This is a genomic window from Acinetobacter sp. FDAARGOS_515, from assembly GCF_003938865.1.
GTDB classification, from domain to species: domain Bacteria; phylum Pseudomonadota; class Gammaproteobacteria; order Pseudomonadales; family Moraxellaceae; genus Acinetobacter; species Acinetobacter ursingii.
In genome coordinates this window covers 3128414-3154372 of sequence record NZ_RKIX01000003.1, presented here as the reverse complement: position 1 = coordinate 3154372, position 25959 = coordinate 3128414, and the positions used below count along the sequence as shown (strand labels likewise).

At 39.1% G+C, this 25959-nt stretch carries 28 protein-coding genes and 1 other annotated feature; of the genes, 10 read left to right on the top strand and 18 right to left on the bottom strand.

Annotation, left to right across the window (positions count from 1 at the left end; genetic code table 11):
• Positions 1-2 precede the first annotated feature (2 nt).
• A complete protein-coding gene (locus tag EGS47_RS16680; RefSeq protein WP_005004065.1) occupies positions 3-428 on the top strand; it encodes a BLUF domain-containing protein in 426 nt (141 codons plus the stop codon).
• A 17-nt stretch (positions 429-445) separates the two neighbouring features.
• Here the strand turns inward: EGS47_RS16680 and alr are convergent, their stop codons facing one another.
• Positions 446-1525, bottom strand: coding sequence for an alanine racemase (alr, locus tag EGS47_RS16675; RefSeq protein ID WP_005004067.1), 1080 nt, complete (start codon positions 1523-1525; stop codon positions 446-448).
• Between the two features lie 59 nt (positions 1526-1584).
• Complete coding sequence (gene dnaB, locus EGS47_RS16670) at positions 1585-3030, bottom strand: replicative DNA helicase (RefSeq protein ID WP_004989311.1); 1446 nt, start codon at positions 3028-3030, stop codon at positions 1585-1587.
• Positions 3031-3175: 145 nt separating this feature from the next.
• On the opposite strand from dnaB, the gene EGS47_RS18465 reads away from it, so the two are divergent.
• A complete protein-coding gene (locus tag EGS47_RS18465; protein WP_171455404.1) occupies positions 3176-3334 on the top strand; it encodes a hypothetical protein in 159 nt (52 codons plus the stop codon).
• A 6-nt stretch (positions 3335-3340) separates the two neighbouring features.
• On the opposite strand, the gene EGS47_RS16665 is transcribed toward EGS47_RS18465, so the two are convergent.
• The 3 genes from EGS47_RS16665 to EGS47_RS16655 form a co-directional block, all read right to left on the bottom strand.
• Positions 3341-3772, bottom strand: a complete 432-nt coding sequence (locus tag EGS47_RS16665) for a CBS domain-containing protein (protein WP_004989309.1) — start codon at positions 3770-3772, stop codon at positions 3341-3343.
• 157 nt (positions 3773-3929) lie between these two features.
• Positions 3930-4307, bottom strand: a complete 378-nt coding sequence (locus EGS47_RS16660) for a DUF2750 domain-containing protein (protein WP_004989308.1) — start codon at positions 4305-4307, stop codon at positions 3930-3932.
• Positions 4308-4434: 127 nt separating this feature from the next.
• Positions 4435-4668, bottom strand: coding sequence for a hypothetical protein (locus tag EGS47_RS16655; RefSeq protein ID WP_004989307.1), 234 nt, complete (start codon positions 4666-4668; stop codon positions 4435-4437).
• Between the two features lie 230 nt (positions 4669-4898).
• Between EGS47_RS16655 and EGS47_RS16650 the strand changes: the two genes are divergently transcribed.
• Both EGS47_RS16650 and EGS47_RS16645 read left to right on the top strand, forming a co-directional pair.
• Positions 4899-5258, top strand: coding sequence for a hypothetical protein (locus tag EGS47_RS16650; RefSeq protein ID WP_004989306.1), 360 nt, complete (start codon positions 4899-4901; stop codon positions 5256-5258).
• 118 nt (positions 5259-5376) lie between these two features.
• Positions 5377-5700 carry a hypothetical protein gene (locus tag EGS47_RS16645; protein WP_005004071.1) on the top strand — a complete coding sequence of 108 codons (324 nt, stop codon included), beginning with the start codon at positions 5377-5379 and terminating at the stop codon, positions 5698-5700.
• Here EGS47_RS16645 and EGS47_RS16640 read toward each other — a convergent pair.
• Positions 5624-7189 (bottom strand): insulinase family protein, encoded by a 1566-nt coding sequence (locus EGS47_RS16640; protein ID WP_005004076.1) that lies wholly within the window; start codon positions 7187-7189, stop codon positions 5624-5626. The two genes, EGS47_RS16645 and EGS47_RS16640, sit on opposite strands and share 77 nt — an antisense overlap.
• Before the next feature lie 10 nt (positions 7190-7199).
• Positions 7200-8567 (bottom strand): M16 family metallopeptidase, encoded by a 1368-nt coding sequence (locus EGS47_RS16635; protein WP_005004077.1) that lies wholly within the window; start codon positions 8565-8567, stop codon positions 7200-7202.
• Between the two features lie 242 nt (positions 8568-8809).
• Here EGS47_RS16635 and ftsY point away from each other — a divergent pair, with 242 nt between their 5' ends.
• Positions 8810-9943, top strand: coding sequence for a signal recognition particle-docking protein FtsY (gene ftsY, locus EGS47_RS16630; RefSeq protein WP_005004080.1), 1134 nt, complete (start codon positions 8810-8812; stop codon positions 9941-9943).
• A gap of 108 nt (positions 9944-10051) precedes the next feature.
• On the opposite strand, the gene EGS47_RS16625 is transcribed toward ftsY, so the two are convergent.
• The 3 genes from EGS47_RS16625 to EGS47_RS16615 all read right to left on the bottom strand — a co-directional run bounded on the left by EGS47_RS16625 (position 10052) and on the right by EGS47_RS16615 (position 13508).
• Positions 10052-10927 (bottom strand): IS982 family transposase, encoded by an 876-nt coding sequence (locus tag EGS47_RS16625; RefSeq protein ID WP_125269833.1) that lies wholly within the window; start codon positions 10925-10927, stop codon positions 10052-10054.
• 22 nt (positions 10928-10949) lie between these two features.
• The gene (locus EGS47_RS16620) at positions 10950-12158 is read right to left on the bottom strand and encodes an IS256-like element ISAba26 family transposase (RefSeq protein ID WP_004987597.1); all 1209 of its coding nucleotides are present in this window, start codon (positions 12156-12158) and stop codon (positions 10950-10952) included.
• A gap of 130 nt (positions 12159-12288) precedes the next feature.
• Positions 12289-13508, bottom strand: a protein-coding gene (locus EGS47_RS16615; RefSeq protein WP_125269079.1) for an IS3 family transposase whose coding sequence is annotated in 2 segments (ribosomal slippage) — positions 12289-13232 and positions 13232-13508 — 1221 coding nt in all. Because the reading frame shifts where the segments join, the coding sequence is not laid out codon by codon here.
• Positions 13117-13233, bottom strand: a sequence feature (AL1L pseudoknot). Its footprint overlaps the gene before it by 117 nt.
• 243 nt (positions 13509-13751) lie before the next feature.
• Between EGS47_RS16615 and EGS47_RS16605 the strand changes: the two genes are divergently transcribed.
• Both EGS47_RS16605 and EGS47_RS16600 read left to right on the top strand, forming a co-directional pair.
• Complete coding sequence (locus EGS47_RS16605) at positions 13752-14348, top strand: nitroreductase family protein (protein WP_004989296.1); 597 nt, start codon at positions 13752-13754, stop codon at positions 14346-14348.
• Between the two features lie 224 nt (positions 14349-14572).
• The gene (locus EGS47_RS16600; protein WP_004997457.1) at positions 14573-15256 is read left to right on the top strand and encodes a DUF2057 family protein; all 684 of its coding nucleotides are present in this window, start codon (positions 14573-14575) and stop codon (positions 15254-15256) included.
• A gap of 59 nt (positions 15257-15315) precedes the next feature.
• On the opposite strand, the gene EGS47_RS16595 is transcribed toward EGS47_RS16600, so the two are convergent.
• The 8 genes from EGS47_RS16595 to EGS47_RS16560 all read right to left on the bottom strand — a co-directional run bounded on the left by EGS47_RS16595 (position 15316) and on the right by EGS47_RS16560 (position 21006).
• A complete protein-coding gene (locus EGS47_RS16595; protein ID WP_004989293.1) occupies positions 15316-15612 on the bottom strand; it encodes a cyd operon YbgE family protein in 297 nt (98 codons plus the stop codon).
• 4 nt (positions 15613-15616) lie between these two features.
• Entirely contained in the window at positions 15617-15718 is a 102-nt protein-coding gene (cydX, locus tag EGS47_RS16590) for a cytochrome bd-I oxidase subunit CydX (protein ID WP_000270276.1), read from the bottom strand.
• 18 nt (positions 15719-15736) lie between these two features.
• Positions 15737-16882, bottom strand: a complete 1146-nt coding sequence (gene cydB / locus EGS47_RS16585) for a cytochrome d ubiquinol oxidase subunit II (RefSeq protein ID WP_005004082.1) — start codon at positions 16880-16882, stop codon at positions 15737-15739.
• Positions 16879-18465, bottom strand: a complete 1587-nt coding sequence (locus EGS47_RS16580; RefSeq protein WP_004989287.1) for a cytochrome ubiquinol oxidase subunit I — start codon at positions 18463-18465, stop codon at positions 16879-16881. The genes cydB and EGS47_RS16580 overlap by 4 nt, the downstream gene beginning before the upstream one ends.
• Complete coding sequence (gene cydP, locus EGS47_RS16575) at positions 18465-18656, bottom strand: cytochrome oxidase putative small subunit CydP (RefSeq protein WP_004989285.1); 192 nt, start codon at positions 18654-18656, stop codon at positions 18465-18467. The genes EGS47_RS16580 and cydP overlap by 1 nt, the downstream gene beginning before the upstream one ends.
• A gap of 390 nt (positions 18657-19046) precedes the next feature.
• The gene (locus EGS47_RS16570; protein ID WP_119686994.1) at positions 19047-19658 is read right to left on the bottom strand and encodes an OB-fold-containig protein; all 612 of its coding nucleotides are present in this window, start codon (positions 19656-19658) and stop codon (positions 19047-19049) included.
• A 17-nt stretch (positions 19659-19675) separates the two neighbouring features.
• Complete coding sequence (locus tag EGS47_RS16565; protein WP_162897735.1) at positions 19676-19984, bottom strand: Rieske (2Fe-2S) protein; 309 nt, start codon at positions 19982-19984, stop codon at positions 19676-19678.
• A 17-nt stretch (positions 19985-20001) separates the two neighbouring features.
• On the bottom strand, positions 20002-21006 hold the full coding sequence (locus EGS47_RS16560) for an adenosine kinase (RefSeq protein ID WP_119686996.1): 1005 nt from the start codon (positions 21004-21006) through the stop codon (positions 20002-20004).
• 156 nt (positions 21007-21162) lie between these two features.
• Between EGS47_RS16560 and EGS47_RS16555 the strand changes: the two genes are divergently transcribed.
• The 3 genes from EGS47_RS16555 to EGS47_RS16545 all read left to right on the top strand — a co-directional run bounded on the left by EGS47_RS16555 (position 21163) and on the right by EGS47_RS16545 (position 25939).
• The gene (locus EGS47_RS16555; RefSeq protein WP_119686830.1) at positions 21163-21606 is read left to right on the top strand and encodes a GNAT family N-acetyltransferase; all 444 of its coding nucleotides are present in this window, start codon (positions 21163-21165) and stop codon (positions 21604-21606) included.
• A 179-nt stretch (positions 21607-21785) separates the two neighbouring features.
• Positions 21786-24725: an insulinase family protein gene (locus EGS47_RS16550; RefSeq protein ID WP_119686831.1), complete on the top strand. Its 2940-nt coding sequence runs from the start codon at positions 21786-21788 to the stop codon at positions 24723-24725.
• A 20-nt stretch (positions 24726-24745) separates the two neighbouring features.
• Positions 24746-25939 carry a phospholipase A gene (locus EGS47_RS16545; protein WP_119686829.1) on the top strand — a complete coding sequence of 398 codons (1194 nt, stop codon included), beginning with the start codon at positions 24746-24748 and terminating at the stop codon, positions 25937-25939.
• The last annotated feature ends 20 nt before the right edge of the window (positions 25940-25959 follow it).

Below are 25959 nucleotides of genomic sequence, written 5' to 3'. Positions count from 1 at the left end.
TTATGAATTATCAAATTTGTTATGCAAGTCAAACCACCTCATCGCATGAGCAACTTATGGTTGATCTGAGAGAAATTCTTTCAACTGCGATGCATTTCAATTATATTCACAAAATACAAGGTGTTTTATATTTTGCGGATAACTATTTTTTTCAATGTCTTGAGGGCGAACAGCAACAAGTTTTGAAGTTACTGGATTCTATAAAGAAAGATCCGCGTCATTCACATTTTCATGTTCTTGATGAAAGAAGTGCTGAACACGCCAACTTTAAAGACTGGTCGATGAAATATGTGCGTAAACGTAGTGAAGTAAAAAGTTTTTTTGCTGAGCTCGGGAGCAACACTTTTAATCCATATCTACTTAATCCAACTTCGCTAGAACGTTTGCTCGAAATTTTAAAAGATGTACAAGCAGAAACCCATGGTTAAACATGGGTTGATCTGATTTAATTTTCAATTTTTCGGCGAATCGGTCGGTTGCTTAAACGGCAAAGTAACTCGTAACCAATCGTTCCATTCGCTTCGGCAACGTCGTCAACCAAACGATGTTGCCCCCACAGCTCAACTTCATGATCTAACGATACATTTAATCCCGTCACATCAATCGCGATCATATCCATGCTAACACGTCCGATTACTCGTGTAAGACGTCCATTCACTGCAACGTAGTTTTGTTTAATATAAGCGCGTGGATAGCCATCCCCATAGCCAATTGAAACAATGGCAATATCCATTGCTTCGTCGGCGGTAAACCATGAGCCATAACCGACTGAATCACCTGCTTGAATATGGTTAAGCGCAATGATTCGGGCAGTAAAGGTCATGACTGGTTTTAAATCCAGCTCATGTACAGTTTTGTCTGCAAAAGGACTAGCGCCATACAGCATGATGCCGGGACGTACATAATCAAAATGAAGTTCTGGCCAGTTAAAAATTGCAGCTGAATTGCAGCATGAAACCTCAATTGGCGCACAGCTTTCTTTAATGGTGAGTAGTTGTTGAATTTGTTGCTGATTCATTGGATGTTCTGGAACATCGGCATTGGCAAAATGCATTGCAAGTACACAATGGAAACCTTCAGTTTTCAAATGTGTGATGACATCAATAATTTCATCTATTTTAAAACCTAAACGGTTCATTCCACTATTGAGTTTGATCCAGACTTTTAAGCCTTGTTGAATATATTCAGCTTTATATTGTAATAACCATTCTACTTGCTGCTGCTGATGTACGACACATTCAAGTTGATGTTGTAAAACAGCATGCATTTCATTGGCATTGAAAATACCTTCAATGAGGGTAATCGGATGCTTTGAGCCTTGAGCACGAAGCTCGAGTGCTTCTTCCAGAGTGGCAACACCGAAAGCATCGGTGTTATTTAAGGCTGCTAAACAGTCTTTGACTCCATGTCCATAAGCATTGGCTTTGACCATACTCACGATTTTTGAGTTTGGTGCAAGTTGTTTGACACGGTTTAAATTATATTGCAGCGCAGCGCTATCAATATAAACTGTTGCTTGGCGCACCCTGATTTCTCCTTTGGGACGACATGGAAAAATTTTAAAGAGGATAAATAATTAAGACCTTATTCCTCATCATCATACTGACTGTAATACTCAGGTGAGAGGTTACTAAAGCGGGTATATTGACCTTCAAAAGCCAAACGGACTGTTCCAATCGGGCCGTTACGCTGTTTACCAATAATAATTTCGGCAGTACCAGCTTCTTTAGATTCTTTATTGTAGACTTCATCCCGATAGATAAACATGATCAAATCGGCATCCTGCTCGATCGCACCCGATTCACGTAAGTCAGACATGACAGGACGTTTGTTGGGACGATTTTCCAGACTACGGTTTAACTGAGACAGTGCTATAACAGGACAATTCATTTCCTTAGCCAGTGCTTTTAAACTTCGCGAAATTTCTGAAATCTCGCCTACACGGTTATCACCCATACCTGGAACTTTCATCAATTGCAAATAGTCGACCATGATGCAGCCAATTTTACCATCATGCATTTTAGCAATACGTCGTGCGCGGGAGCGTACTTCCGTCGGCGGGAGTGCAGAGGAATCATCAATATAGAGATGTTTTTCCTGAAGCTGCAAGATCGTACCTGTGACTTTCGACCATTCATCGCCATCCAGTTTGCCTGAACGTAAATGCCCTTGGTGCACTTTGCCATAGGAGGAAATCAAACGCATTGCGATGGAATCAGCAGGCATTTCCATCGAATAAACCAGTGCAGGCAAATTACTATTGAATAAAACACTTTCGACTAAGTTCATGGCAAAAGTGGTTTTACCCATTGAAGGACGTGCGGCAACAATGATGAGATCTCCTGCCTGCATCCCATAGGTTTTATTATCAAGTTCTAAGAATCCAGTCGTTAGACCTGTGATATTGCCATCAAGTTTAGAAAGCTCATCGAGTTTACTAATAACATCAGCAGTCACTGAGCTAATCGATTTTGGTCCCGCGTCTTTCTTATTGTTATTGTGTTGTTCTGCCAATGAAAAAATGTTGGTTTCAGCCAAATCCAAAATTTCACTGACTGCACGACCCTTAGTGTCATAAGCATTTTGCAAAATATCAGTACTGACTTTAATCATACTACGCAGTGTAGAAAACTCTTTAATTTTGCCTGCATAAGTTTCCAGATTGTAAAAACTCGACGGGGAGTCCGCCATAAGCTGCATCAGGTATTCTTCACCGCCAATGGCATCGAGTAAATTTTGCTTCACCAACCAGTCATTGACCAATACTGCATCATAAGGTGAGTTTTCTTGTGCCAGTTTCTCAATAGCACGGAAAATATATTTATGACGAGTTGCATAAAAATCACTTTCTTTGAGTAAATCACCCACTTGTTCAAATGATTCAGCAACGGTCATCAGCGCTGCTAGTACTGCTTGTTCAATGGCAAGGTTATGCGGAGGAGTGCGAAATTCTTTTAGTTGACCTGAGTCATTCACTTTATTCTCTGTATTGGGAGAATTTTTTGTAAAATTGGCATTCGCCTGTGACATAACAAGACCTAATCAAAAGATGAAACGATACCGATGGGCTATCTTAATCCAAATAAAGGTCATCGGGACAATTTAATTCGGTGAAAATTGTATAAGTGGCGAAAAATTGTAGTGGTCGCGTGAGAGCTGATGTGATGCATTTCATTTGAGTATCGAATCATGTCTCATCAAAGGTATTACAGACAGCACGTATTTAGCGAAGCGGTATTTGCAAATGGGTGAAATCGAAGTACAGGTCAGTTTGGAAATAGGGCAGTTAAGCATTCAAAAAAAGGCATCTGATAAAGATGCCTGCTTTATTTAAGGCTATTTAACCCGAAATATACTGCTGTAATTGATCAATCAAGTTTTTTTGATCTTGCATCGCTGCTTTAACTAAATCACCAATGGAGATGAGTCCAACCAACTTATTCTCTTCAACCACAGGTAAATGACGTAAATGTCGGTCTGTCATCAGTTGTAAACATTCTTCAACTGTATTTGAACGTGAAATAGTTAAAACCTTTGCGGTCATAATTTCACTCACCGTCGTATCATAAGAGGAGCGTTCCATCAGGGCAACTTTGCGGGTGTAATCACGTTCAGACAAGATTCCAACGACTTCATTATCTTGAGTGACAACTAAAGCTCCAATCCCTTTTTCTGCCATGATCGAAATTGCTTCAAGTACGGTTGCGTCTGGCGAAACAGTATAAATGGCTTGTTCAGCTTTATCTTGTATAACTTGAGCAACGTTTGTCATCTTTTATGTCCCTCTGGCGAGTGTTATCATTTTAAATTAACTTAGCGCGATTTGAAGAAAATGCAAAGCCTTTGAAAGTATAAATGAATAATATTTTGCCAAATGGCGTTGGCGTTTTGTATTGAGTTTTACCGATTAAAACTCAATACACATTATTTTATGCAATTTTTAAATTCGATGCGGGTGCAAAGAAAAAATGTCGCATTTGTTGTGTCGATAATTTAAATTTGCGTTGATTCGAATTAAACAAAGCAGGCGTAACATTTAAACGGGTCAATGTAGGTAATAAAGACTCCTGAAAATCTTGGGGCGTAATTTTTTTGGGAACATAATTTGGCCAGTGTTTTTTAGCGTAACGATGTGCTTGCACACCATTGAGCCAAAAAGGAAAAACAAAATCATCTTGATCTGATTTAATTGCCCAGCCTTGATGGTATAAACCCCAAAGTGCGCCGCAATACATCATGGTTTTTAAAATAGAAATTTTAATTATCAAGTCTTTAGATACAGGATTTAACTGTGTGTAGGTTTTCATGGTTTTGCTGCGATTTAAATTCGTGTTTATTATAAAAAATAAATACTTAATTTCAGTTACTCGTTTGCTTTAAATCGTAATAAAGTTTTACAGCGGCATTAAAAAACGCCACCTAGGTGACGTTTGATTATGCTTGCATGGTGGCCATTCGTTGCCAGTATTGTGCTTTCAATGAATCTCGTTCTACACGAAAGCCTTGGTAGTAAAGTTCAGCCAGAAACATCGCTGCTTTACCGTGTCCTGCACGTGCTGCATCTTCAAGCTGCTTCACAGCGTCTTGAAAGTTCATCTGTGATTGAATTGTATTGACCGCAGATGCGTACACATGTTCTAAGTCATGATGAGAAATTTGTTGAATCATATTAAAAACTCCTTATAGTTGTAATTATGATCACATCAACTCGGCTTACTTGCCTCGCAAAACTAATTTAGCAGTTGATTGTTAAACTAATATTACAATAAGCGTGATAAGTCAAGTAATAAATGGGGCGTGTTGCCCGAATTACAAGCTTACATGATTAAACATTCAACAAAAATATTTTTTAGTAAAATCAATATAACAATTAAATATGACATGACAAGGAGAACAACATGCTAACAACGGTCGATGGTTTTAATTTTGAAGTTCCTCCAGATGAGTCTCAAATTGTGGCTTTGGCACAATATCATCGCAAACAACTTGATGAGGCCATATTTCATCAAGAGATTCATTTAGGTGATTACTGTCTGGCACAGCGTAAGCGTGTGCATGATTTTACCCAACAGCTTGATCCGCAAACCAAGGCATGGTTTTATCGCGTCTATGATGGTGAATTATTGCGTTTGGCGGATGAAGAAGATTTGCATCCAGCAGATGCAGAAACAGGTTTGAGTTATTTCGCTATTTTGATTGTTTTGGCGATTATTGCCTTTATTTTATATTTTGCCGTTATTCGTGCGTTAATCAGCTAACTTTTATTATTTGTTCGGATGTCAAAGTACCTAATCTTCTATTTTGTTAGGAGAATGAGGCACTTTGACTTGTGTGTAACTGAAATGAGCCATACACTACATTCATTCGAGGTAAGGTATGCTCATATCAAAATATAATTTTTTAAAATTTGTAAATGAAATCAAATTAGATCGCATTTACAACAGTATCGTCGCCATCATGATTATTGCGATGTTACTGTTGGCTTTTATTGCATTACAACGTCCTATTTCTCATCCACAATATCAAATTGTCGTAAATTTATCCGACATGGCCAATAACCCAGAAACCCAAAAAATGGCACGTCGGTTATTGCATGAACAGACGATTAACCGCGCGAAATATTTTAAATTGATGCGGGCGTATCAGTTTGAGAATGCAAAGGCTCGGCACTATCCTGCGATGGCTTTAGAGGATGAATAATCTGTGGGTCAATCTGTACAGGCTTAATCGGTTCTAAATGATTTTGAAGATCTTTTAATAATTGTTCTTTATCTAGCTTTTCACTGGCAATAATGACTGTAAGGTTATCAGGGTGAATGTGTGTTCTAATTGCCCGTTGTACATCTTGTGCTGTCAATTTACGGAGCTGTTCTGGATACTTCGATAAATAATCTGAGGGTAATCCATAAAAACCAATGGAGCCAAGTTGTGCATTAATATTGGCATTGCTGCTATAGGTCATTGGAAAAGCCAGTAACATTCCACTTCGTGTTTCTTCAAGCTGTTTTTTATCGATAGGTTGTTTGACAAAATCAAGCAAAGTTTGATGTGCAACCCGAATACTATCCATCAGCTGATCTTGTTGAGTTGAATAGTTTAAACTAAAAATGCCGCTTGTCTGCGTAAAGCTAAATGTACTATATGCGCCATAAGTATAACCACGTTTTACCCGAAGCTCTTTCATGAGCAATGAGTTAAATCCTGAACCACCTAGCATTTGATTGGCAAGTTCTAGAGCTAGCTGATCTGGATCATTTCGACTTACACCCAAATGTCCCATCGTGACATAGCTTTGTGTGGACTGATAAGGAATGTGCTGAATGTTAAAGCCCTGCTGTAGCTTGGGTTGAACAAGCGGTGGAGCAGCATGCCCTTGGGGTAAGGATTGAATGATTTTAATGCTGAGATCACTGGCTTGTTGTGTGGTGAGTTGTCCTGTCATTGCGATATTCATATTTTGTGCGACCAGTAACTCTTGGCGAAACTGTTTGAGCAATGCAGGAGTAATCTTACGAATGCTGGCATGAGTTCCCGTGATTGGTTCTGCATAGGGGTGTGTTCCATATAAAGTACGATAAAGTTTAATATCAATTAAACGATTTGGATTTTCTTGCAGCTGGCGTTGACCAACTTGCGTATTGCTATATATAAGATTTAAGCTGGATGGATTAAATGTTGCGTGATTAAGTACTTCTAGCATGAGGTTGATAGCGGACTGCATTTTTTGGGGATCTGACATCACTCGTAAACGCACGACAAACATATCTCGATATGCTTTGACACTAAATTGTGCACCGAGTTGTTCAAAGGTATTGGCGATTTGGGCAGCAGTATAGTTTTCGGTTCCTTCAGTCATCAGATTGGCAGCCATATTGGCAATACCAAATAAACCTTTGCCTATACGCTCATCTTGTGCCGAACCCGCATTAAAGGTGAGTTGTATATCCACAATCGGCAATGCTTGTGATTCAACAAATAGTGTTCGCACTTGATTGGCATTTTTTAGATCATGCACATAAGGTGCTTGTTCAGCAGTACTTTTTGAAATATTTTTGAGACTACTCAGTTGTGAAATGGATTTTAGTTGAGACGGATCATCTTGTTCAGCAACACTTTGATCCACAATATCTGCAAAGGCTGGACTAGAGAGCAGGGATGTCAATATGAGCACGAGTAGGGTATTGTTCATTATTAATCCTTTATTTTTCTTGTTCTGGTTCTAGGTATAAAGTGGTGAGATTGCTTTTAACAAAATAAGCATTAGCTACTCGTTGAATATCTTGTGGTGTTACCGTCTGATAATGTTCAGGCAAATTATCCACCAGCCGATAACTCAAACCATTAACTTCAAGTAATCCAATCATATGTGCCTGACCAATAATATCGTCTTGGCTATAGATCAGATTGGAAACAAAGTTATTGGTGACACGCTCTAGTTCAACGGGTTCAATCAGTTCAGTTTTAAGGGAATCTATTTCTTTTTGAATGGCTTCTTGAGCAGATGAGAGACTGATCCCATCCGCAGGCAAGGCGGTAATTGTAAATAAACTGTCACCACGATTATAAGGATCATAATTGATACTTATCGAGCTAAGAATTTTTTTGTCACGTACCAGTTTTTGTTGCAAACGTGAAGAAATATTGCCATCCAAAAGTGCCTGAATAATTGTTAGTGCATAGGCATCTTGCGGATTTTTGGCGGTCTTGATAGAACGAACATTCCAGGCCATATACAAATTCGCTACATGGACAGGCAATTCAACTTCCATGTGTCGATAGCCCACACGATCAAATTCCAACACGTCATTACGCTCGCCTGAAACCTGTTTGGGAATCTGTCCGAAATACTTTTGAACCTGTTTGAGCGTTGCCTCTGCATCCACATCACCAATAATCACTAAGGTGGCATGATTAGGGCTATACCAAGTTTTGTACCATTGTTTAAGGTCTTCTAACTGAATGTTTTGCAGATTTTTCATATAACCAATTACAGGTTGCCGTGCATGACTGGTGGGGAAAGCCAGCCATTTAAAACGTTCAAATGCGAGCGCGCGAGGATTATCGTCGGTACGTTGACGACGTTCTTCCATGACCACATTCATTTCAGTTGAAAAATCGCTTTGACGTAATACCAGATGGGTCATCCGATCTGCTTCAAGTTCCAAAGCCATAGGTAGATAAGCTTTGGGATAAAGTTGATAATAATTGGTATAATTGCTCGAAGTGGCCGCATTGACTCGACCACCATAAATGCGGCTTAAACGGGTAAACTCATTATCAGGAACTTTAGTTGTTCCTTTAAACATCATATGTTCAAGCGCATGAGATACCCCTAAAATATTGCCTGATTCGTCACTGCTACCGACTGCATACCAAATTTGACTAATTGCAATCGGGGCACGATGATCTTCCCGAATAATCACTTTCAAACCATTGGTGAGTGTGGTTTCAAAAGTAGTGCGTCCAAGTTGGCTTTGTGTTTCTGCATGACTTGTAGTCAGCGTTAAGAAAATTAAAGAAAAATGAAGTACAGGGAGTTTAAGACATTGTCGTAACGATTTGAACACAAGCCGTCCATAGGTATTTCTCATATTTCAATCTATTTTTAAAAAAATAACGTTTAAACTCAAGAATATCCTGTTGTGTTTTAGTGAAGTTTCTTTATCTGGATGATCGCAAAACACCTTGCAATACCAATCATTTTCAGGGCTAATTGCACTTTAAAAGCAGTTTGAATAAGCTCAGGCAATACAGAGAATCTGTGCTAAACTCTTTGTTTTTTAACCCGCTGCTTTTCAAGGGAATCGGTATGCAACAGCAATCGAATATGCAAAATAAATTCTTGATTGATGCTGACATTGGCGATGACGATGTCACATTACCAAACTTACCTGCTGTCAATGTTCCAATTATTGATGATGCTGTAAAAACACAAGAATCCGCTTTACCTGCTGCTGTTAAATCTGAAACCTATGATCTTGAAGATACTGAGCAAAGTTCGGCTGAGACCCAATCTAAAGGTGGCTTCTTTAGCCGTATGAAAGATGGATTGACCAAAACTCGCCGTAATTTGGCTGATGGTATGGTCAACATCCTGATTGGCGGTAAAGAGATCGATGATGAGCTTTTAGAGGAAGTTGAAGAGCAATTATTGGTTTCTGACATTGGCGTAGACGCCACCAAAACCATTATTACCAATTTGACTGAGCGTACTGCGCGTGGTGATTTGATCTATTCACATTCACTTTATAAAGCGTTGCAGGAAGAACTGGTGGCTTTGCTTGCACCAAGAGTTAAACCTTTACATATCGACCCAAATAAAACACCTTATGTGATTTTAATGGTGGGCGTAAATGGTGTAGGTAAAACCACAACCATTGGTAAATTAGCCAAGCGTTTACAAGGCGAAGGTAAAAAAGTCATGCTAGCAGCAGGAGATACCTTCCGTGCTGCGGCGACTGAACAGTTACAAATCTGGGGTGAGCGCAATAATATTCCAGTAGTGGCACAAGGGCATGGTGCAGATAGTGCATCGGTGATTTTTGATGCTTTTGAAAGTGCACGCGCGAAAGGAATTGATGTATTAATTGCCGATACAGCAGGTCGTTTGCATAATAAAAGTAACCTGATGGAAGAGCTTAAGAAAGTTAAGCGCGTAATGCAGAAAATTGATGCGACTGCACCGCATGAAATTATGCTGGTGGTAGATGCGGGCACAGGACAAAATGCCATCAATCAGGTTCAGGAATTTGATCAGGCAGTTGGTTTAACAGGAATTACCATTACTAAACTGGATGGTACAGCGAAAGGTGGAGTGCTTTTTAATATCGCCAGTCGTACTCATGTACCTATTCGTTTCATTGGTGTGGGTGAAAAAATTGATGATTTACGTCCATTTTCAGCCAAATCTTTTGTGGCAGCATTATTTGAAACCGATAAATAATCTGATCTAAACTTTGAAACTCCACTTCGTGTGGAGTTTTTTGTTTTGATGACGCGCTAAAGCATGAAACTGTTCTAAAAATAAAACAGTATGTAACCCGAATCCTGCTTAAGCTAATGATTCCATAACTTGAATTGTTGGCTTATTCCGATGAGTTAATTGATATGCACATAACGATGCATAAATTCCGCTAAGAAATCCATGAATACTACGTGCTTTACTCGTCACTAAATTGTATTGTCCTTTCAATAAGCTGAATAACGTTTCTATCTTATTGCGTTGTTTTAAATGATATTTATCTGATGAACAGAGTTGAATAGCCTGCATGTTCTTTCTATGGTAAGTAATCAAATCAACCCCTTGATCTTTTAACCTGCTTTTTAAATTTTGACTGATATAGCCACGATCCGCATAAAGCTTTGCGTCTAAGCCTTCAACCAATTGTTCAACCATTTTTATGTCAGCAACATGCCCATTAGATAAGCCTGAGCTAACGATCTCACCGAATTGATTCATCACGATATGTAACTTACAGCCATAAAACCATCCCATTGAACTTTTACCGCGAGATGCAATCTTGGCTAATGATTTATGACGCTGAATACGCTGATTTTTACAGACAGGCAGAGTCGTTGAATCAATCCATAAATATTGTTTGTATTCACCTTTCATCAAAGCGACATGTAAAGCATGTAGAGCTAATTGATGCATATTGATCAGGTGAATCATCCTTTGGTAACAGGGTAAGCGTTTAAATAAATGATTTTTATCCTGCTTCAACCATGAAAAGAAAGCTTTGAAATTGTTGAAATGAGAACACTTATACCAAATGGCGATAAAATGTATTTCTGAGAGACTCAGCTGGGCTGGTCGAATTCTTACAGAGCGACGACTTTGTTTGAGAAACTTCCAATAAGTTGCTTCAAATTTAAGAAAGAAATCATCAATGATGCAGAATAATTCGGTACTATTGAGCCTGTAAATTATTTTGTGTAAGTTCTATTTTTTATAAATGATCTTTTAATCGATCATCGAACTGAATCGTAAACCAATTCATTGCTAAACGCCAATTTTGAATTGGCATTGTCCATTTCTTAGCAGCATTGGTTGTTGCTAAGTAAATGACTTTTTTGACTGAATCATCTGACGAGAAGATCTTTCGCTTCTTGGTTGAATGGCGAATTACGCTATTCAACGATTCAATTGCATTGGTTGTATAAATCGCATGACGTATTTCAGCTGGATAGCTAAATATTGTACGGATATTTTCCCAATTGGCTCTCCAGGATTCTCCAATTTTCGGATATTGATGATTCCATTGATCACAGAAGATATCTAGAGATTTTAAGGCATTTTCTTCTGTACTTGCTTGATAGATCGCTTTTAGACCAGCTGTAACAGCCTTGTAGTCTTTCCAGCTTACAAATCTCAGGCTATTGCGTACAACATGCACGATACACAGCTGAATGTCCGTATGAGGATAAACAGAGGCAATGGCATCAGGAAAGCCTTTTAACCCATCTACACAGGCAACAAGAATGTCCTGTACCCCTCGATTTTTGAGTTCTGTCATGACGGATAGCCAGAATTTGGCACCCTCTGTCTGAGCAATCCACATACCGAGTAATTCTTTTTGCCCATCCATATTGATGCCCAAAGCAAGGTATACAGACTTGTTAATCACATTGGAGTGTTGACGGACTTTTACAACAATACAGTCGAGATAGACGACTGGATACAGACTATCTAATGCTCTATTTTGCCACTCAGTCACTTGCTCAATCACAGCATCGGTCACTTTGCTTATAAGTGATGCTGAGACATCTGCATCGTACATTTCTTTGAAAAATGCGACAATTTCTCTATTGGTCATTCCTTTGGCATACAGGGAAAGAATTTGGTCATCCATACTGGTAATGCGTGTTTGATGTTTTTTGATAATTTGTGGCTCAAATGAACCTTCCCGATCACGTGGAATATCTAAAGCCAATTGCCCATCTTGAGTTGAAACAGTTTTTGAGCTAAAACCATTTCGGCTATTTGAGCCTTTTTTCGGCTGATGCTTTTCATAACCAAGATGATCTGAAAGCTCTGTATTGAGTGCAGTTTCGATCATGAACTTTTTAAATATGGCGGTCATTTGGTTTAAGTCTTCTGGTGTTTTTAGACCCTTAGCCAATTCAGCAGCCATACTTTTGATTGTTGCTTCATCCATGTGAAGTACCTTTTGTAATTATCCTCTGAAGGATAAATGAAAATTAAGTACTTACACAAAATTTAGAACAGTCCCGTACTATTGAACATCATGAACCGTACCGGGTTTGTCGGAGACTTTTTTATTTAAGTTAGGCCACCTGACCTAACGGATTAATCTTATCATAGTACATTGCTTCAAACTCAAAAGGCGATACATAACCCAGTGCACTGTGTACACGCTTTTTGTTGAACCAATCTACCCAATTTAATGTCGCAAGTTGTACATCCGCTAAACCTTGCCAATCTGCTTTTAAATATTCAATCACCTCTGTTTTGTATAAGCCATTCACCGTTTCAGCCAAAGCATTATCGTATGAATCACCTGTCGTACCGACTGATGCTCGTAAATTTGCTGCTTCTAAACGATTGGTATAGCGAATAGAAAGATATTGAACACCTCTATCGGAATGATGAATTACATTCTTTGGCATGCCTCGATCGTGCAATGCTTGCTCCAATGCATCGAGCACCATATCTGTATTCATCCGTGTAGATACTTTCCATCCAACAATTGCTCGCGAGAACACATCAATAATAAATGCAGTGTAGACCCAGCCAGAATTGGTTTGAATATACGTAAAGTCACTGACCCATAATTGGTCAGGTCGATCAGCACTAAAATTCCGTTTCACTAAATCATCTGCTCGTTTTTGATCATCTCGGCTGCGGGTAGTTTGTTTGTTCTTACCACGCCAAACACCTTGTATATCTAGCTTCTGCATCAATCGAGCAACTGTACAACGTGCAATAACATAGCCTTCACGTTTCAATTTTTGCCAGACTTTACGTACACCATATCGACCTGAACTTTCTTTCCAAATACGTTTGATTTGTTCTGCATGATGTAAATCATGCTGAGCACGTTTCGCTCGATGTTCTGGGTTATCAACGAGATCTAAAGCCCGATAATAGGTCGAAGCTGCAATCGGTAAAATTCTACAAATCGCTTCAACACCATATCGATCTTTATTGTTATGGATAAAATCCACCATTATTTGTGTGGGCGGTCGAGCTCCGCCTGGGCGAAAAAAGCGGCTGCTTTACGTAGAATTTCATTGGCACGTTTTAATTCTTTAATTTCACGTTCCATTTGCTTCATTTTTTCTTGGTCAGATATCTGTTGTACTTTGGCAGGATTTAGTTGATCCATATGCTTTAAATACCAAACACGCAATGTTTCAGGAGTACAACCAATCTTAGGTGCAATAGCTGTGATTGCTGCCCAAGTAGAAGGATAATCTTTTTCAGATTCAATTAGTAATTGAACCGCTCTTTCTCTAATTTCGGGGGTATAGTTTGGTTTTTTCATCGGAATAGTCTCTCAGAATATTGACCCTCCGACAAACCCGGTACGGTTCATCAGGGCTAGAGCTTTAGGTTTGGTGTGGTAACTCAACTGATGGCTCTAGTCCCCTTATTTTTCAAGTCAATTGCTTATCCGCGATTCGGGTTATGTAATAAAATTAGTAATGAAGACGCCATAAGAGTTGCATAAACTAATCATCATTCCAGATCACGACCGATTAGGTCAAATGTACACAGGACATAACAAATGACATCGTTCTTAGATAAAATTAAAAATCGTCGCAGTATCTATGCAATCGGAAAAAATGTTGCATTAGAACAAGCTGAGATTGAGCAAATCATTAAAGATGCTGTAAAACACAGTCCATCTTCATTCAACTCACAATCTTCACGTGTAGTGATTCTATTTGGTGATTCGCATCATAAATTTTGGGAAATTGTACGTGAAACTTTAAGAAAAATTGTTCCTGAAGCTGCTTTTGCCGCGACAAGTGGCAAGCTTGATAGTTTCTCTGCGGGTTTTGGCACAGCGCTATTCTATGAAGACCAAGCTGTGATTAAAGGTTTACAAGAACAATTTGCATTGTATGCTGATAACTTCCCAGTTTGGTCTGAACACTCAACTGCGATTGCACAATTTGCAGCGTGGACAGCATTGGCAGAACATAATGTCGGTGCGTCACTTCAACACTACAATCCAATTGTGGATGATGAAGTTGCAACAACTTTTGGTATTCCACATAACTGGAAACTTCGCGCGCAATTGGTCTTTGGTTCAATTGAAGCAGAAGCGGGCGATAAAGATTTTATGAGCGATGATGAGCGTTTTAAAACCTTTAACTAAGCTTTAATATTCTTTTAAACATCAAGAGCGCGTTTACGCGCTCTTTTTTATGAGGATGTATTGGAAGTTATGTTTAGCATTGATGCATACACCTGATGACTAAGTATTTAAATATTATTATAAAATTTAATAGCTTAGTCATATATTTGAAATATTTGTCATAAAATTGTCACAACTGCGCTGCATAGTGCTCATGGTTTAAAAAAATGTAGAGAAATCCGACAATGACTTCAAAATTCACACTCGCCGCATTAAGTTTATGTTTAAGTAGCTCTGTTTTTGCAGCTGCGACGATTACGGCTCCAGAGGAAATCGTAATATTGGCGGTCAATGACCAAGAGGTGAATTCAGGGTTATTGCGTAAAAAAGAAAATGATTACAAAGTTGATGCTGGCGAAATCAGTATTAGTGTTCGTTATCAGGAATTTTTTCAGCATTTAGATGGTGAGCACGATATTGTTAAATCTGGAATAGTAACGTTAAAAACGCCACCCCTAAAAGATGGAGCAACTTATCAACTAGATTTGGTTAATGCGCCGTCAAATTTTGAAGATGCAAAAAAATACGCTGAACAACCAACAATTGGTCTTTATAATGCAAATCACCAATTACTTGTTCAGCAAACAGGTGCCAATACAGAAGCTAAGCCTTGGTTTAACAGAGGGCTTTTTGGCAAAGCTTATGATTTAACTCAAACTAAATCTGCACCAGCAAATCAACCTGCACCCGTATATGCAACTCAAACTGTAGTGGCTAAAGAAAGCGTTGCTGTTCCAACCACAGTGATCAACCCTCAAGCTTCGAATGCAGTTAAAAGCAACGATCAACAATTGGTTGAGTTATGGCAAAAATCTTCAAAAACAGAACGCCAAAAATTTATGGCGTGGCTAGCAGGGCAGTCAAATTAAGATAAATCTTAAGCATAAAAAAACCTCCGAAATTTCGGAGGTTTTTTATTGAGTGACTATTATTTAACAAACCATAGATAATAACCAATCAACATCAGTGGCCATGAGATGTAAGGACTAAATAACCATTTCCACAACCAAAATTGGGGAATGTAGCCTACACCATGAATAAAGCCGCCTGAAATTCCTAGCATAACCAGCATAAGAACACTGTGATTGTAGTGTCCGTTTGCATCTAGCATCATGCCAGGATGGACCAACAATACAGCTGCAAGTGGCAATGCCAACAAAAATGAAATTACCATCGCAATGGTCTGCGCTTTACTTCTTTTTACTGTTGTCACTGCTTCAGCCATAATGTTATTCCTCATCTAAATTTTGATGATGCTCAATATAAAGAGCGCTTAGAACACCTGCAAAACAAGCCATCAATATTCCAAGAATCCATGCGAAATACCACATATATTTCTCCTCGTGACCTTAGTACAAACTATGTGAATTAGCTTGAATGTCTTTATTGGTAATGACACCCCACATTTTATAGTAGCACCAGAAGGTATAACTTAATACGATTGGTACAAAAATACATGCAGCAACGGTCATGACACCTAGTGTTTTATGACTTGAAACAGCATCCCACATAGTAAGACTTGAAACAGGGCTGATACTAGATGGCATAAGGAACGGAAATAATGCAAAACCAGCAGTTAAAATAGTTCCAACAATCGCTAAAGCAGACCCAAGAAAGCTTAATCCTGCTTTATTTTTACTCGAAGCAAATAAAGCAATCAGACCACCAAGAATACCCACAATAGGTGCAACCATAGTGATTGGATATTGGCTATAGTTGTTTAGCCAACCGTGATTCGCATTGGTCACTACTTCTTTTGCTAAAGGATTTGCAACACCGTTGGTATCAAAAGGTTGTACCAAGGTATAACCTTCAATGTTACCAAAATAAAGCCAAGCACCAGCAGCAATAAAGCAAATAAGGTATACAACAGACATAATTTGAGTTGCTTTAGCCGCACGGCGATGTAGCGCAGCATCTGTACGCAGCATGAGCCAAGCTCCACCGTGGGCACACAACATAGCAACACTCACTAGACCACATACCACAGAGAATGGGTTAAGTAAGCCAAAGAAATTACCGTCATAGTGAGAACGGACAGTTTCATCCAGACTAAAAGGTACACCAACCAGCATGTTGCCGAATGCTACACCAAATACAAGTGCTGGAACAAAACTACCAATACAAAGTCCCCAATCCCAAGAGTTACGCCATTTGGTATTTTCAAGTTTAGATCGATAATCAAAACCAACAGGTCTTAGAAAAAGTCCAAACAGAACGAGCAATAAGGCCCAATACATCCCCGAGAAAGCGACCGCATAAACCATTGGCCATGCTGCAAAAATTGCACCACCCGCAGTAATTAACCAGACCTGATTACCATCCCAGTGCGGAGCAATCGTATTAATTGCTACGCGACGTTCATTATCAGTCTTACCGACGAAAGGCATCAAAATCATGGCACCCATGTCGAAGCCGTCAGTTAGGGCAAGCCCGATCAGGAGTACCCCGACCAAGACCCACCAAATTATTTTTAGGAGTTCATATTCGATCATGATTGAGCCTCCTCAGCGACCAAATTCGAGTTCTCTTGTTTTTCAAAATGGTATTTACCAGTATGAAGTGAGCTTGGACCTAAGCGTGCAAACTTGATCATTAGATACATTTCAATAATGAGCAGTACTGTGTAGAACGCTGCAAGTGCAATGATTGAGCCCCATACATCTCCAGTACTTAAACTAGATGCTGAGAGGTGAGTAGGTAATACTTCACCGATCGTCCAAGGTTGACGACCACCTTCTGCTACATACCAGCCAGTTTGAGCCGCAATCCACGGTAATGGCAAAGCAAACAAAGCAAACTTAAGTAACCACGGTTTATCTTCAGCATTGCGTTTAGCCACAGACCATGCCGCCAAGATGAAGAGCAAGAGCATGAGGAAGCCACAAGCAACCATGATACGGAACGTAAAGAATAAAGCAGGAACGTTCGGAATACTGTCTTTTACAGCAGATTGAATATTGGCTTCAGTCGCATCAGTGACATTTTCGGTATATTTTTTCAATAATAAACCGTAGCCTAAATCTTTCTGGTTTTCTTTAAATGAGTTAAGCAAATCTGGAGATTTATCGCCTGCACGAAGTTTCTCAAGCTCGCTATACGCCACCATACCATTACGAATGCGTAGTTCATGTTCTTTCATCAAGTCGGTAATACCAGTGACTTGCTGATCGGTTGAACGTGTTGCAATTAGACCTAATGCGTAAGGAATTTTAATCGCATAATCAGTGCGCATTTCTTGCTGATTTGGGATACCAAATAGAGTAAAACTGGCGGGTGCTGGTTGAGTTTCCCATTCGGATTCAATAGCGGCAAGTTTTGCTTTTTGGACATCGCCTAATTCATAGCCAGATTCATCACCTAGTAAAATAACCGATAATGTAGAAGCTAAACCAAAAATAGCAGCAATGGCGAAAGAGCGACGGGCAAATGGCAAGTCACGTTTTTTCAACAGGTAATAACTAGAAATCGCTAATACAAAGATCGCACCAGTGACATAGCCTGCCGAAACAGTATGTACAAATTTAACCTGAGCGACAGGGTTAAAAATAAGCGCTGCGAAATCGGTCAGTTCCATACGCATGGTTTCATAGTTAAATGCAGCACCGACAGGGTTTTGCATCCAGCCATTTGCGACCAAAATCCATAGTGCGGACATATTTGAACCAATAGCAACTAACCATGTCACACCAAGATGCTGTACTTTTGATAAACGATTCCAGCCGAAGAAGAACAAACCAATAAAAGTCGATTCTAAAAAGAAAGCCATTAGACCTTCAATCGCTAGTGGCGCACCAAAAATGTCACCTACATAGTGTGAATAGTAAGCCCAGTTAGTACCAAACTGGAATTCCATAGTCAGACCAGTCGTTACACCTAAAGCAAAGTTGATACCGAAAAGTTTTCCCCAGAACTTAGTCATATCTTTATAAATTTCTTTACCAGAAATGACATATGTCGTTTCCATAATGGCAAGAAGAAAAGCAAGGCCTAAAGTCAGAGGGACAAAAATGAAGTGATACATTGCGGTCATAGCGAACTGGAACCGCGAAAGATCGACCACGCTTTCAGAAATCATCAACGTGTCTCCTTGATTTGGGAATTTGTGCCAGCGATACGCTCGGCAACTTGATTGTCAAAATTTTTAGGGATAGTAGGGGCGTCAAACCAGATATGTTTAATTGTCAGTAAAAGAACAATCTTAATTATTAATATGATTGTAATTTCTTTGACTAAACGTTGATTAAAATCTTTTTTCATTAAGCTCATATATACAAGCCTATCTGGATGGATTAACTATATTATTAATGACATAAACAAAAAAATAAACAATTAAAACAATTAAAATAAAAATATATTATTAATTTGTTTTATATCAAACACTTGTAGATATATTTTTTGATTTAAAAAATAATGAAAAGCATATTAAATCAGTCTTGTTTAGGCTGAAATAAATCAGACTAAAATGGTTGTATTTAATATTTTAAATCCGACTAAAATAGTAATAATTAAATTTCAGGCAAAATTAAATAACCAACTAAAATGGTCGGATTGTAGTTATGCGGGTGTAGCTAAATATCGAGATTAAATTTTTAATTTACTCATTATATTTGAATGATCCTAAGTCAATTTTTCTTATTGATTAAAAGATATACATGATTATTGTTGTGGTGTAAATAAGTGATTTGATACTGCAATTTTTTTGGCGATGTAATGAGTTTGTTTAAAACGAATTAAAATCACTTGTGAACGAAATTCTAATTCCCCAAATTCTGGTTCAACTTGTACATAATGAATCTGACCAAATTCATCCCGAATGCGGGCTTGTGCTGAAAATCCCGGACGAGCATTGCCGCTTGAGATGGTTGCAAGTCGCCCAAGTAGACTGGTGTTGTGATGTTCGATCTGTGGCTTGATGACTTGATCAAGACAGTGAATCATAAAAACCGTGAAAAAGATGGCAATAATCAGTGCAGGAAAAATCAGATAGAAGGGCGAAATAAAGCTGTGCTGTTTGGCAAAAAAAGCAAGTTGTAAAAAATAGCCAGCAAAACTGAAATTGATTAAAAGAAAAACAAGAATGAGAACTTTTGAAAACTTGACATTAAGAAGTGGTGAATACACAAGCCAATTTGGAGAAACTTTCTGAATAATTGTACTGGGACGTATCCCAATATAAATACCAATAGTTTCTGCCATGCTGAGAACAATTAAAGCAACCACACTTAAATGAAAAGGAAGCAAGTCGTAGTTGAAGAAAAATTCTGACATGGCAAAAACCTGAGAAATTATTCTGTTAAGTAAATTCCACCATCTGAATGTATCTGAATTTCAACTTTCGTCAAAAATTCACCCAAACAAGGACCTGAAATACATTCACCCGTTTCTACATTAAACAGCGCACCATGTGTTGAACACTCGATAAATTCCTGATCTTGATCTAGAAATTGATTTTCCAGAAATTCAAGTTCAACTTGTAGGTGCGGGCAGATATTTTGATAAGCAAAAAAAACGCCATCACGTTGCGTAATAAAAATAGTCTCTCCCTGAGGCGTTCCATAAGAACGCGCTTCACGCTCAGGAATATCCTCGGTCATGCAAATTTTTTCCATATTTATGCACATTCAGTCTGGAAATTTTTAAGCAGTTTAGCATAGTTTTCAATATCTAAACGCGGGCCATATTGGGCAACCACTTCACTTGAAATCAAAATAGCAAGCTGAGTTGCATCTTCAAGAGACATGTTTTGATTAAGGGCATATAAGAATGCACCTGCAAAGGCATCACCCGCACCATTGGCATCAACAGCAGTAACACGACGACCACCTAAATGAAAATGTGTGTTAGCTGAATGTACCGAAGCACCTTTGGCGCCTTGTGTAATGACAATGGTATGATTTTTTAATTTCAATTTGGCAAAAGCTTCATCCAATGTATGTGTTTCTGTATACATCAAGGCCTCTTGTTCATTACAGAACAACACATCAACGCCTTCATCAATCAGTTCATTGAGACCTTCGCGGGCGTATTGAACCATCGCAGGATCCGAAAGCGATAAAGCAATTTTGACTCCATGTTCACGTGCAATCTGGCGTGCTTGTTTGACAGCTAGTCGAGCTGAAGGACTAGTCGAAAGATATCCTTCGATGTAAAGCCATTTTGCTTTTTTCAACGGTTCGTAATCGACCTGTTCCGCAGAAAGCTCGGTGGTGATCCCCAAATAAGTATGCATGGTACGTTCTGTATCTGGGCTAATCAGTACCATACAAGTACCAGTCACGCCATCCGTTTTTGATTTTGTGGAAGTGTAAATATCGGCGTCATTTAAACCATCAAGGTAAATTTGACCGAGTTCATCATTTCCCACTCGACAAGCATAAAATGCAGAGCTGCCTAAAGCACTAAATGCGACCGTGGTGTTTGCCGCAGATCCACCACTGGCTTGACCTTTATAATCCTGAGAATTGAGCAGGTTTTGATATAATGCGGCTTGAGTTGGACCATCCGTTAACTGCATGGTGCCTTTTTGCAAGCCTTGTTGAATTAGAAAATCATCAGAAATTTTAAATTCTTGGTCAATAAGTGCATTTCCAATTGCAAAAAGATCAACAGTTGCCATGATTGTCTTCACAGGTAAAATCAAAGCACACAGTTTACACGATTGTTCAGTTTTACTGTAGTTCGATGAATAAATTTCATTGGTTCAGCACATAAGCCGTTATGGATTGAGTTGAGCCACTTCATTAAATTTTTATTTAATATTGATTGGGTAAATATGCTAACTATCAATAAAATTTTAAATTTACCCCACGATTTCAATGTATTAGTTGAATATTCTGTGCATGAGAAGTTTCGTTTCCTAAAGCGTTTGTATGATGAGTTTGAAATGGGGAAAAATCAGTTTTCAGGTGTTGGCGAAGCATTATTTGAAGCGCGTTTGAATCAGCAACTTGTCGCAATATGTGGTTTAAACCAAGATACATTCTCGCAAGATGATCAGATTGGTCGCTTAAGGCGTTTTTATGTACATCCAGAATATCGCCAACAAGGTATTGGTCAGGCGACGCTTGAGGCTGTAGAAGCTTATGCCCACAATTATTTTAAGGTTTTACACCTTTACACAGATACGGAAAATGCGGCTAAATTCTATAGAAAGATGGGCTATAGCTTTTTTGTTGATGAGCAAAGTAATTATCGAAAGAATCTTTTAAATTTTTAAAAATTTGCTCAGTTATTTGATGAAGAGTAAAAATATAGTTTGAATTTTAATGATCTTTTTAAAACACGCACAAAAATACAGCAAAACAAAGAAATTGTGTCAGATTAAAACTACCAAAATGGCATCTGACTAAGGCTATAATGGAGACCAATTATCAAAGCGAAATTTTAGGAGATCACATGACGGTAGATGTCACTGGAACTATTAATCAAACTGTACATCCTGCGTTTCAGTTGGTACGTCAACATCATGTTGAAGCTTTGGATATTTTAGTTTCTGAATATGCTCATAAAGTGACGGGTGCTGTTCATTATCATTTAGCCACTTCACATGATGAAAATGTTTTTTTAGTGGCGTTTCGTACTCAACCCATGGATTCAAAAGGGACAGCACATATTCTTGAGCATACGGCACTGTGTGGTTCAGAGAAGTTTCCTGTACGTGATCCATTCTTCTTGATGATTCGCCGTTCATTAAATACATTTATGAACGCATTCACGGCGGCAGACTGGACGGCTTATCCATTTGCAACACAAAATAAAAAAGATTTTCAAAACTTATTATCTGTTTATCTGGATGCTGCGTTTGCAGCAAATTTGAACCCGCTTGATTTTGCTCAAGAAGGGATTCGTATTGAGTTAGAAAATGGCGAACCTGTTTATAAAGGCGTGGTATTTAATGAAATGAAAGGCGCGATGAGTGCACCTTCAGATCAGCTTTATCACCAACTGGCTTATCATTTATTCCCAGAAACGACGTATCATTATAACTCTGGTGGTGATCCGAAAGACATTCCAGATTTAAGTTATGAGCAATTGGTCAACTTTTATAAGTCGCATTATCATCCAAGCAATGCGGTGTTTATGACTTTTGGAAATCAAAGTGCTTATGATCTGCAAGAGCAATTTGAAAAACTGGCTTTGGCAAAGTTTGAAAAGGGTACGACACTTTATTCAACACCAGAAAGACGTTTGGCTGCACCCATCGAAGTGACTGAAACCTATGCAGTCGATAGTGAAGATTTAACCGACAAAACCTATCATGTATTGGCTTGGTTATTACCACAAGCCAGCGATATCAAGTTACGTTTAGGGATGCGTCTGGTCGAAGGTATTTTACTGGAAAATTCGGCTTCACCTTTGCGTCATTATCTGGAAACTTGTGGTTATGCTCAATCGACGGGTCCGCTCATGGGGGTGGATGATTCTAATTTTGAGATGACTTTCTATTGTGCAGTGCAAGGTTCAAATGCTGAGCATGCTGAGGAATTTAAACAGGGCGTGCTTAAGGTTTTGCAGGATGTTGCTTCTAAGCCGATCGATCAGGCCTTGGTTGATGCAATTTTGCATCAGATCGAATTGCATCAGCGCGAAATCAATGGCGATGGTATGCCTTATGGTTTGAGTTTGATCTTAAATGGTTTGAGCAGTGCGATTCACCATAATGATCCGATTCATGTTTGGGATGTAGATACTGCCATTGATCAGGTTAAAGAAGAACTCGAAGACCCAATGTGGTTGTCGAATTTGATTCAAACCTATCTTTTGGACAATCCACATCGTGTACAAATGACCCTGATCCCAGATGCTGATAAGTCTGTGAAAGAGCAAGCGGATGAAAAAGCACGTCTGACAAAAATTGCTGAACATTTAACCGATGCTGATCGTGCTGAGATTGAGGCTAAAACCCAAGCATTAAAGGAACGTCAGGATACACCTGATGATCTGGATTTATTGCCAAAAGTCGGACTTGAAGATGTTCCAGCAGATTTGCACATTGTTCAGGGGCAGCTTCGGGAAATTATTTCCAATCGCCATGATTATCCTCTGAATTTATATCATGCGGGAACCAACGGGATTTATTATCAACAGGTGTTGATTGAGATTCCAGAGGAAGTGGTGCAGTCGCCTTATTTTAGTTTATTGTCAATTTTGATGGGTGAAGTGGGTGCGGGCGAATATGATTATTTGACTCTGCAACAAGTACAAACGGCCTTGAGTGGTGGTTTGGGCATGGGCGCTTCATTACGTAGTAAAGTGGATGATAAAGGTAAAATTAGTGCGTGGTTGACATTGACCACCAAATCCTTAAATGAGCGATTAGATGCGATTGGTTTGTTAAAACTGGCTTTTGAAAAGCTTCGTTTTGATGAAAAAGATCGAATTATTGAGTTATTACAACAACGTAAAACACGTTGGAAATCACGTTTGTCTGGCTCTGGTCATAGCTATGCGATGCAAGCTGCATCACGCAATATGAGTGCATTGGCGCAGCGTGATTATCATAATACTGGCTTGGATGCTTTAAACTGGCTAAGTGATCTGGTCGATGATATTGAACAAAACGATACGGCTTATGATCAATTGCTTAATGAATTAAAAGCGATTCATTTGAAGCTGTTGCAAGCACCTAAACAGTTTTTATTGGTCTGTGAGGAACAACTTTCTGAACAACTGATTGAAGAAATCCAAAATGTTTGGGATAAAGTTGAAATTGATGCACAGCTTCCCGAAATTCAGAATATTTCGCATTCAGAAAATGATCAGGATGAAGCATGGTTAATTCAGACCAATGTTCAGTTTTGTGCATCTGCTTATCCAGCCATTGAGGTTGCACATCCTGATGCAGCGCCGCTGATGGTACTCGCAGCCTATTTGCGCAATGGTTATTTGCACAGCGCGATTCGTGAAAAAGGCGGAGCGTATGGCGGTGGTGCAAGCTACGATGGCAATGCTTGTTCATTCCGTTTTTATAGCTATCGTGATCCACGTCTGGCTGAAACATTTAAAGATTTTGAAGCCAGTGTGGAATGGCTTTTGCATACACAGCAACAACCCCATCAACTTGAAGAAGCCATTTTGGGGTTGGTATCGAGCATGGATAAACCAGGTTCACCTGCGGGTGAAGCCATAACGGCATGTTATGCGCTGTTGCATGCGCGTACGCCAGCCTTTAGGAAAACTTTGAGAGAGCGTTTGTTAAATGTCACACTAGAGGATTTACAACGTGTGGCGCAACAATATTTAATTGATCAGAAACCCATAAAAGCTGTGGTTGCACCGTTTGCAAAACGAGAGCAACTTGAACAGCTTGGTTTTCAAATTAAACAAGTAGATTAAAAGAAAAACTGGAGAAACTTATGTCGTTCAAATCTTTTGAACGAACACCGCTACAACTGAGCATGCTGAGTATACTCAGTTGTATGGGGGTGTCTGTTGTACATGCAGAAATGTCGGTGACATCGAATCAAACACCAAGCACTGTTGTTAAGACAGTTGAAGCACCTGCCGCACCAGCAAGTGCCAAAGCATGTGTCGCATTGGATTCAAATGCAGACCGTCTGGCTTGTTATGATGCGATTTTCAAAGCGCCTGTAGATACTCGAAACGCAATTGCAGCTCAGCTTGCTGCACCTGTTGAGCCTAAAGAGGATAAAGCGAAACCTGAGACTTTAAAAGCCAAAGTTGAAGAGAAGGTAGGAAGTTTATTTGCATTGGAAGCTGACCCGATTGATCCGAATGTGTCTTTATTGGATAAACGTTGGGAACTCTCTGAAAAGGCAAAATTGGGCACATGGAATATCCGAGCATTCAAGCCAGTATATTTAATGCCAGTTTTCTGGACGACCAAGAAAAATGAATTTCCTTCAAGTCCAAACCCAAATAATACGGTGACAGAAAATCAAAATTTAGATTCGCTTGAGTCGAAATTTCAGCTTTCACTGAAAACAAAAGCTTGGGAAAACATCATTGGTAATAATGGCGATTTGTGGCTTGGATATACGCAGTCTTCACGTTGGCAGGTTTACAATGGTGACGAGTCACGCCCGTTTCGTGAAACCAATTATGAGCCTGAAGCAAGCTTAATGTTCCGTACCAATTATAAAGTATTTGGTTTGGATGGACGTTTGCTTGGTGTGACTTTAAACCATCAATCGAATGGTCGTTCTGATCCATTGTCGCGTAGTTGGAACCGTGTGATTTTTAATGTCGGATTTGAAAAAGACAATTTTGCTTTAATGCTACGCCCGTGGGTTCGCATTCAGGAAGATAGCAAAAATGACAACAATCCAGATATTGAGGATTATATTGGACGTGGTGATCTAACCGCATTTTATAAATGGAATGACCATGACTTTTCTTTAATGCTACGTCATTCTTTAAAAGATGGTGATGATTCACATGGTGCAGCGCAGTTTGACTGGACATTCCCCATCAGTGGAAAGTTACGTGGACACTTTCAGGTCTTTGATGGTTATGGTGAAAGCCTGATTGACTACAACCATCGTGCTACGTATTTTGGTTTGGGTATTTCGCTCATGGATTGGTACTAATCCAATATAAGCGGTATCAT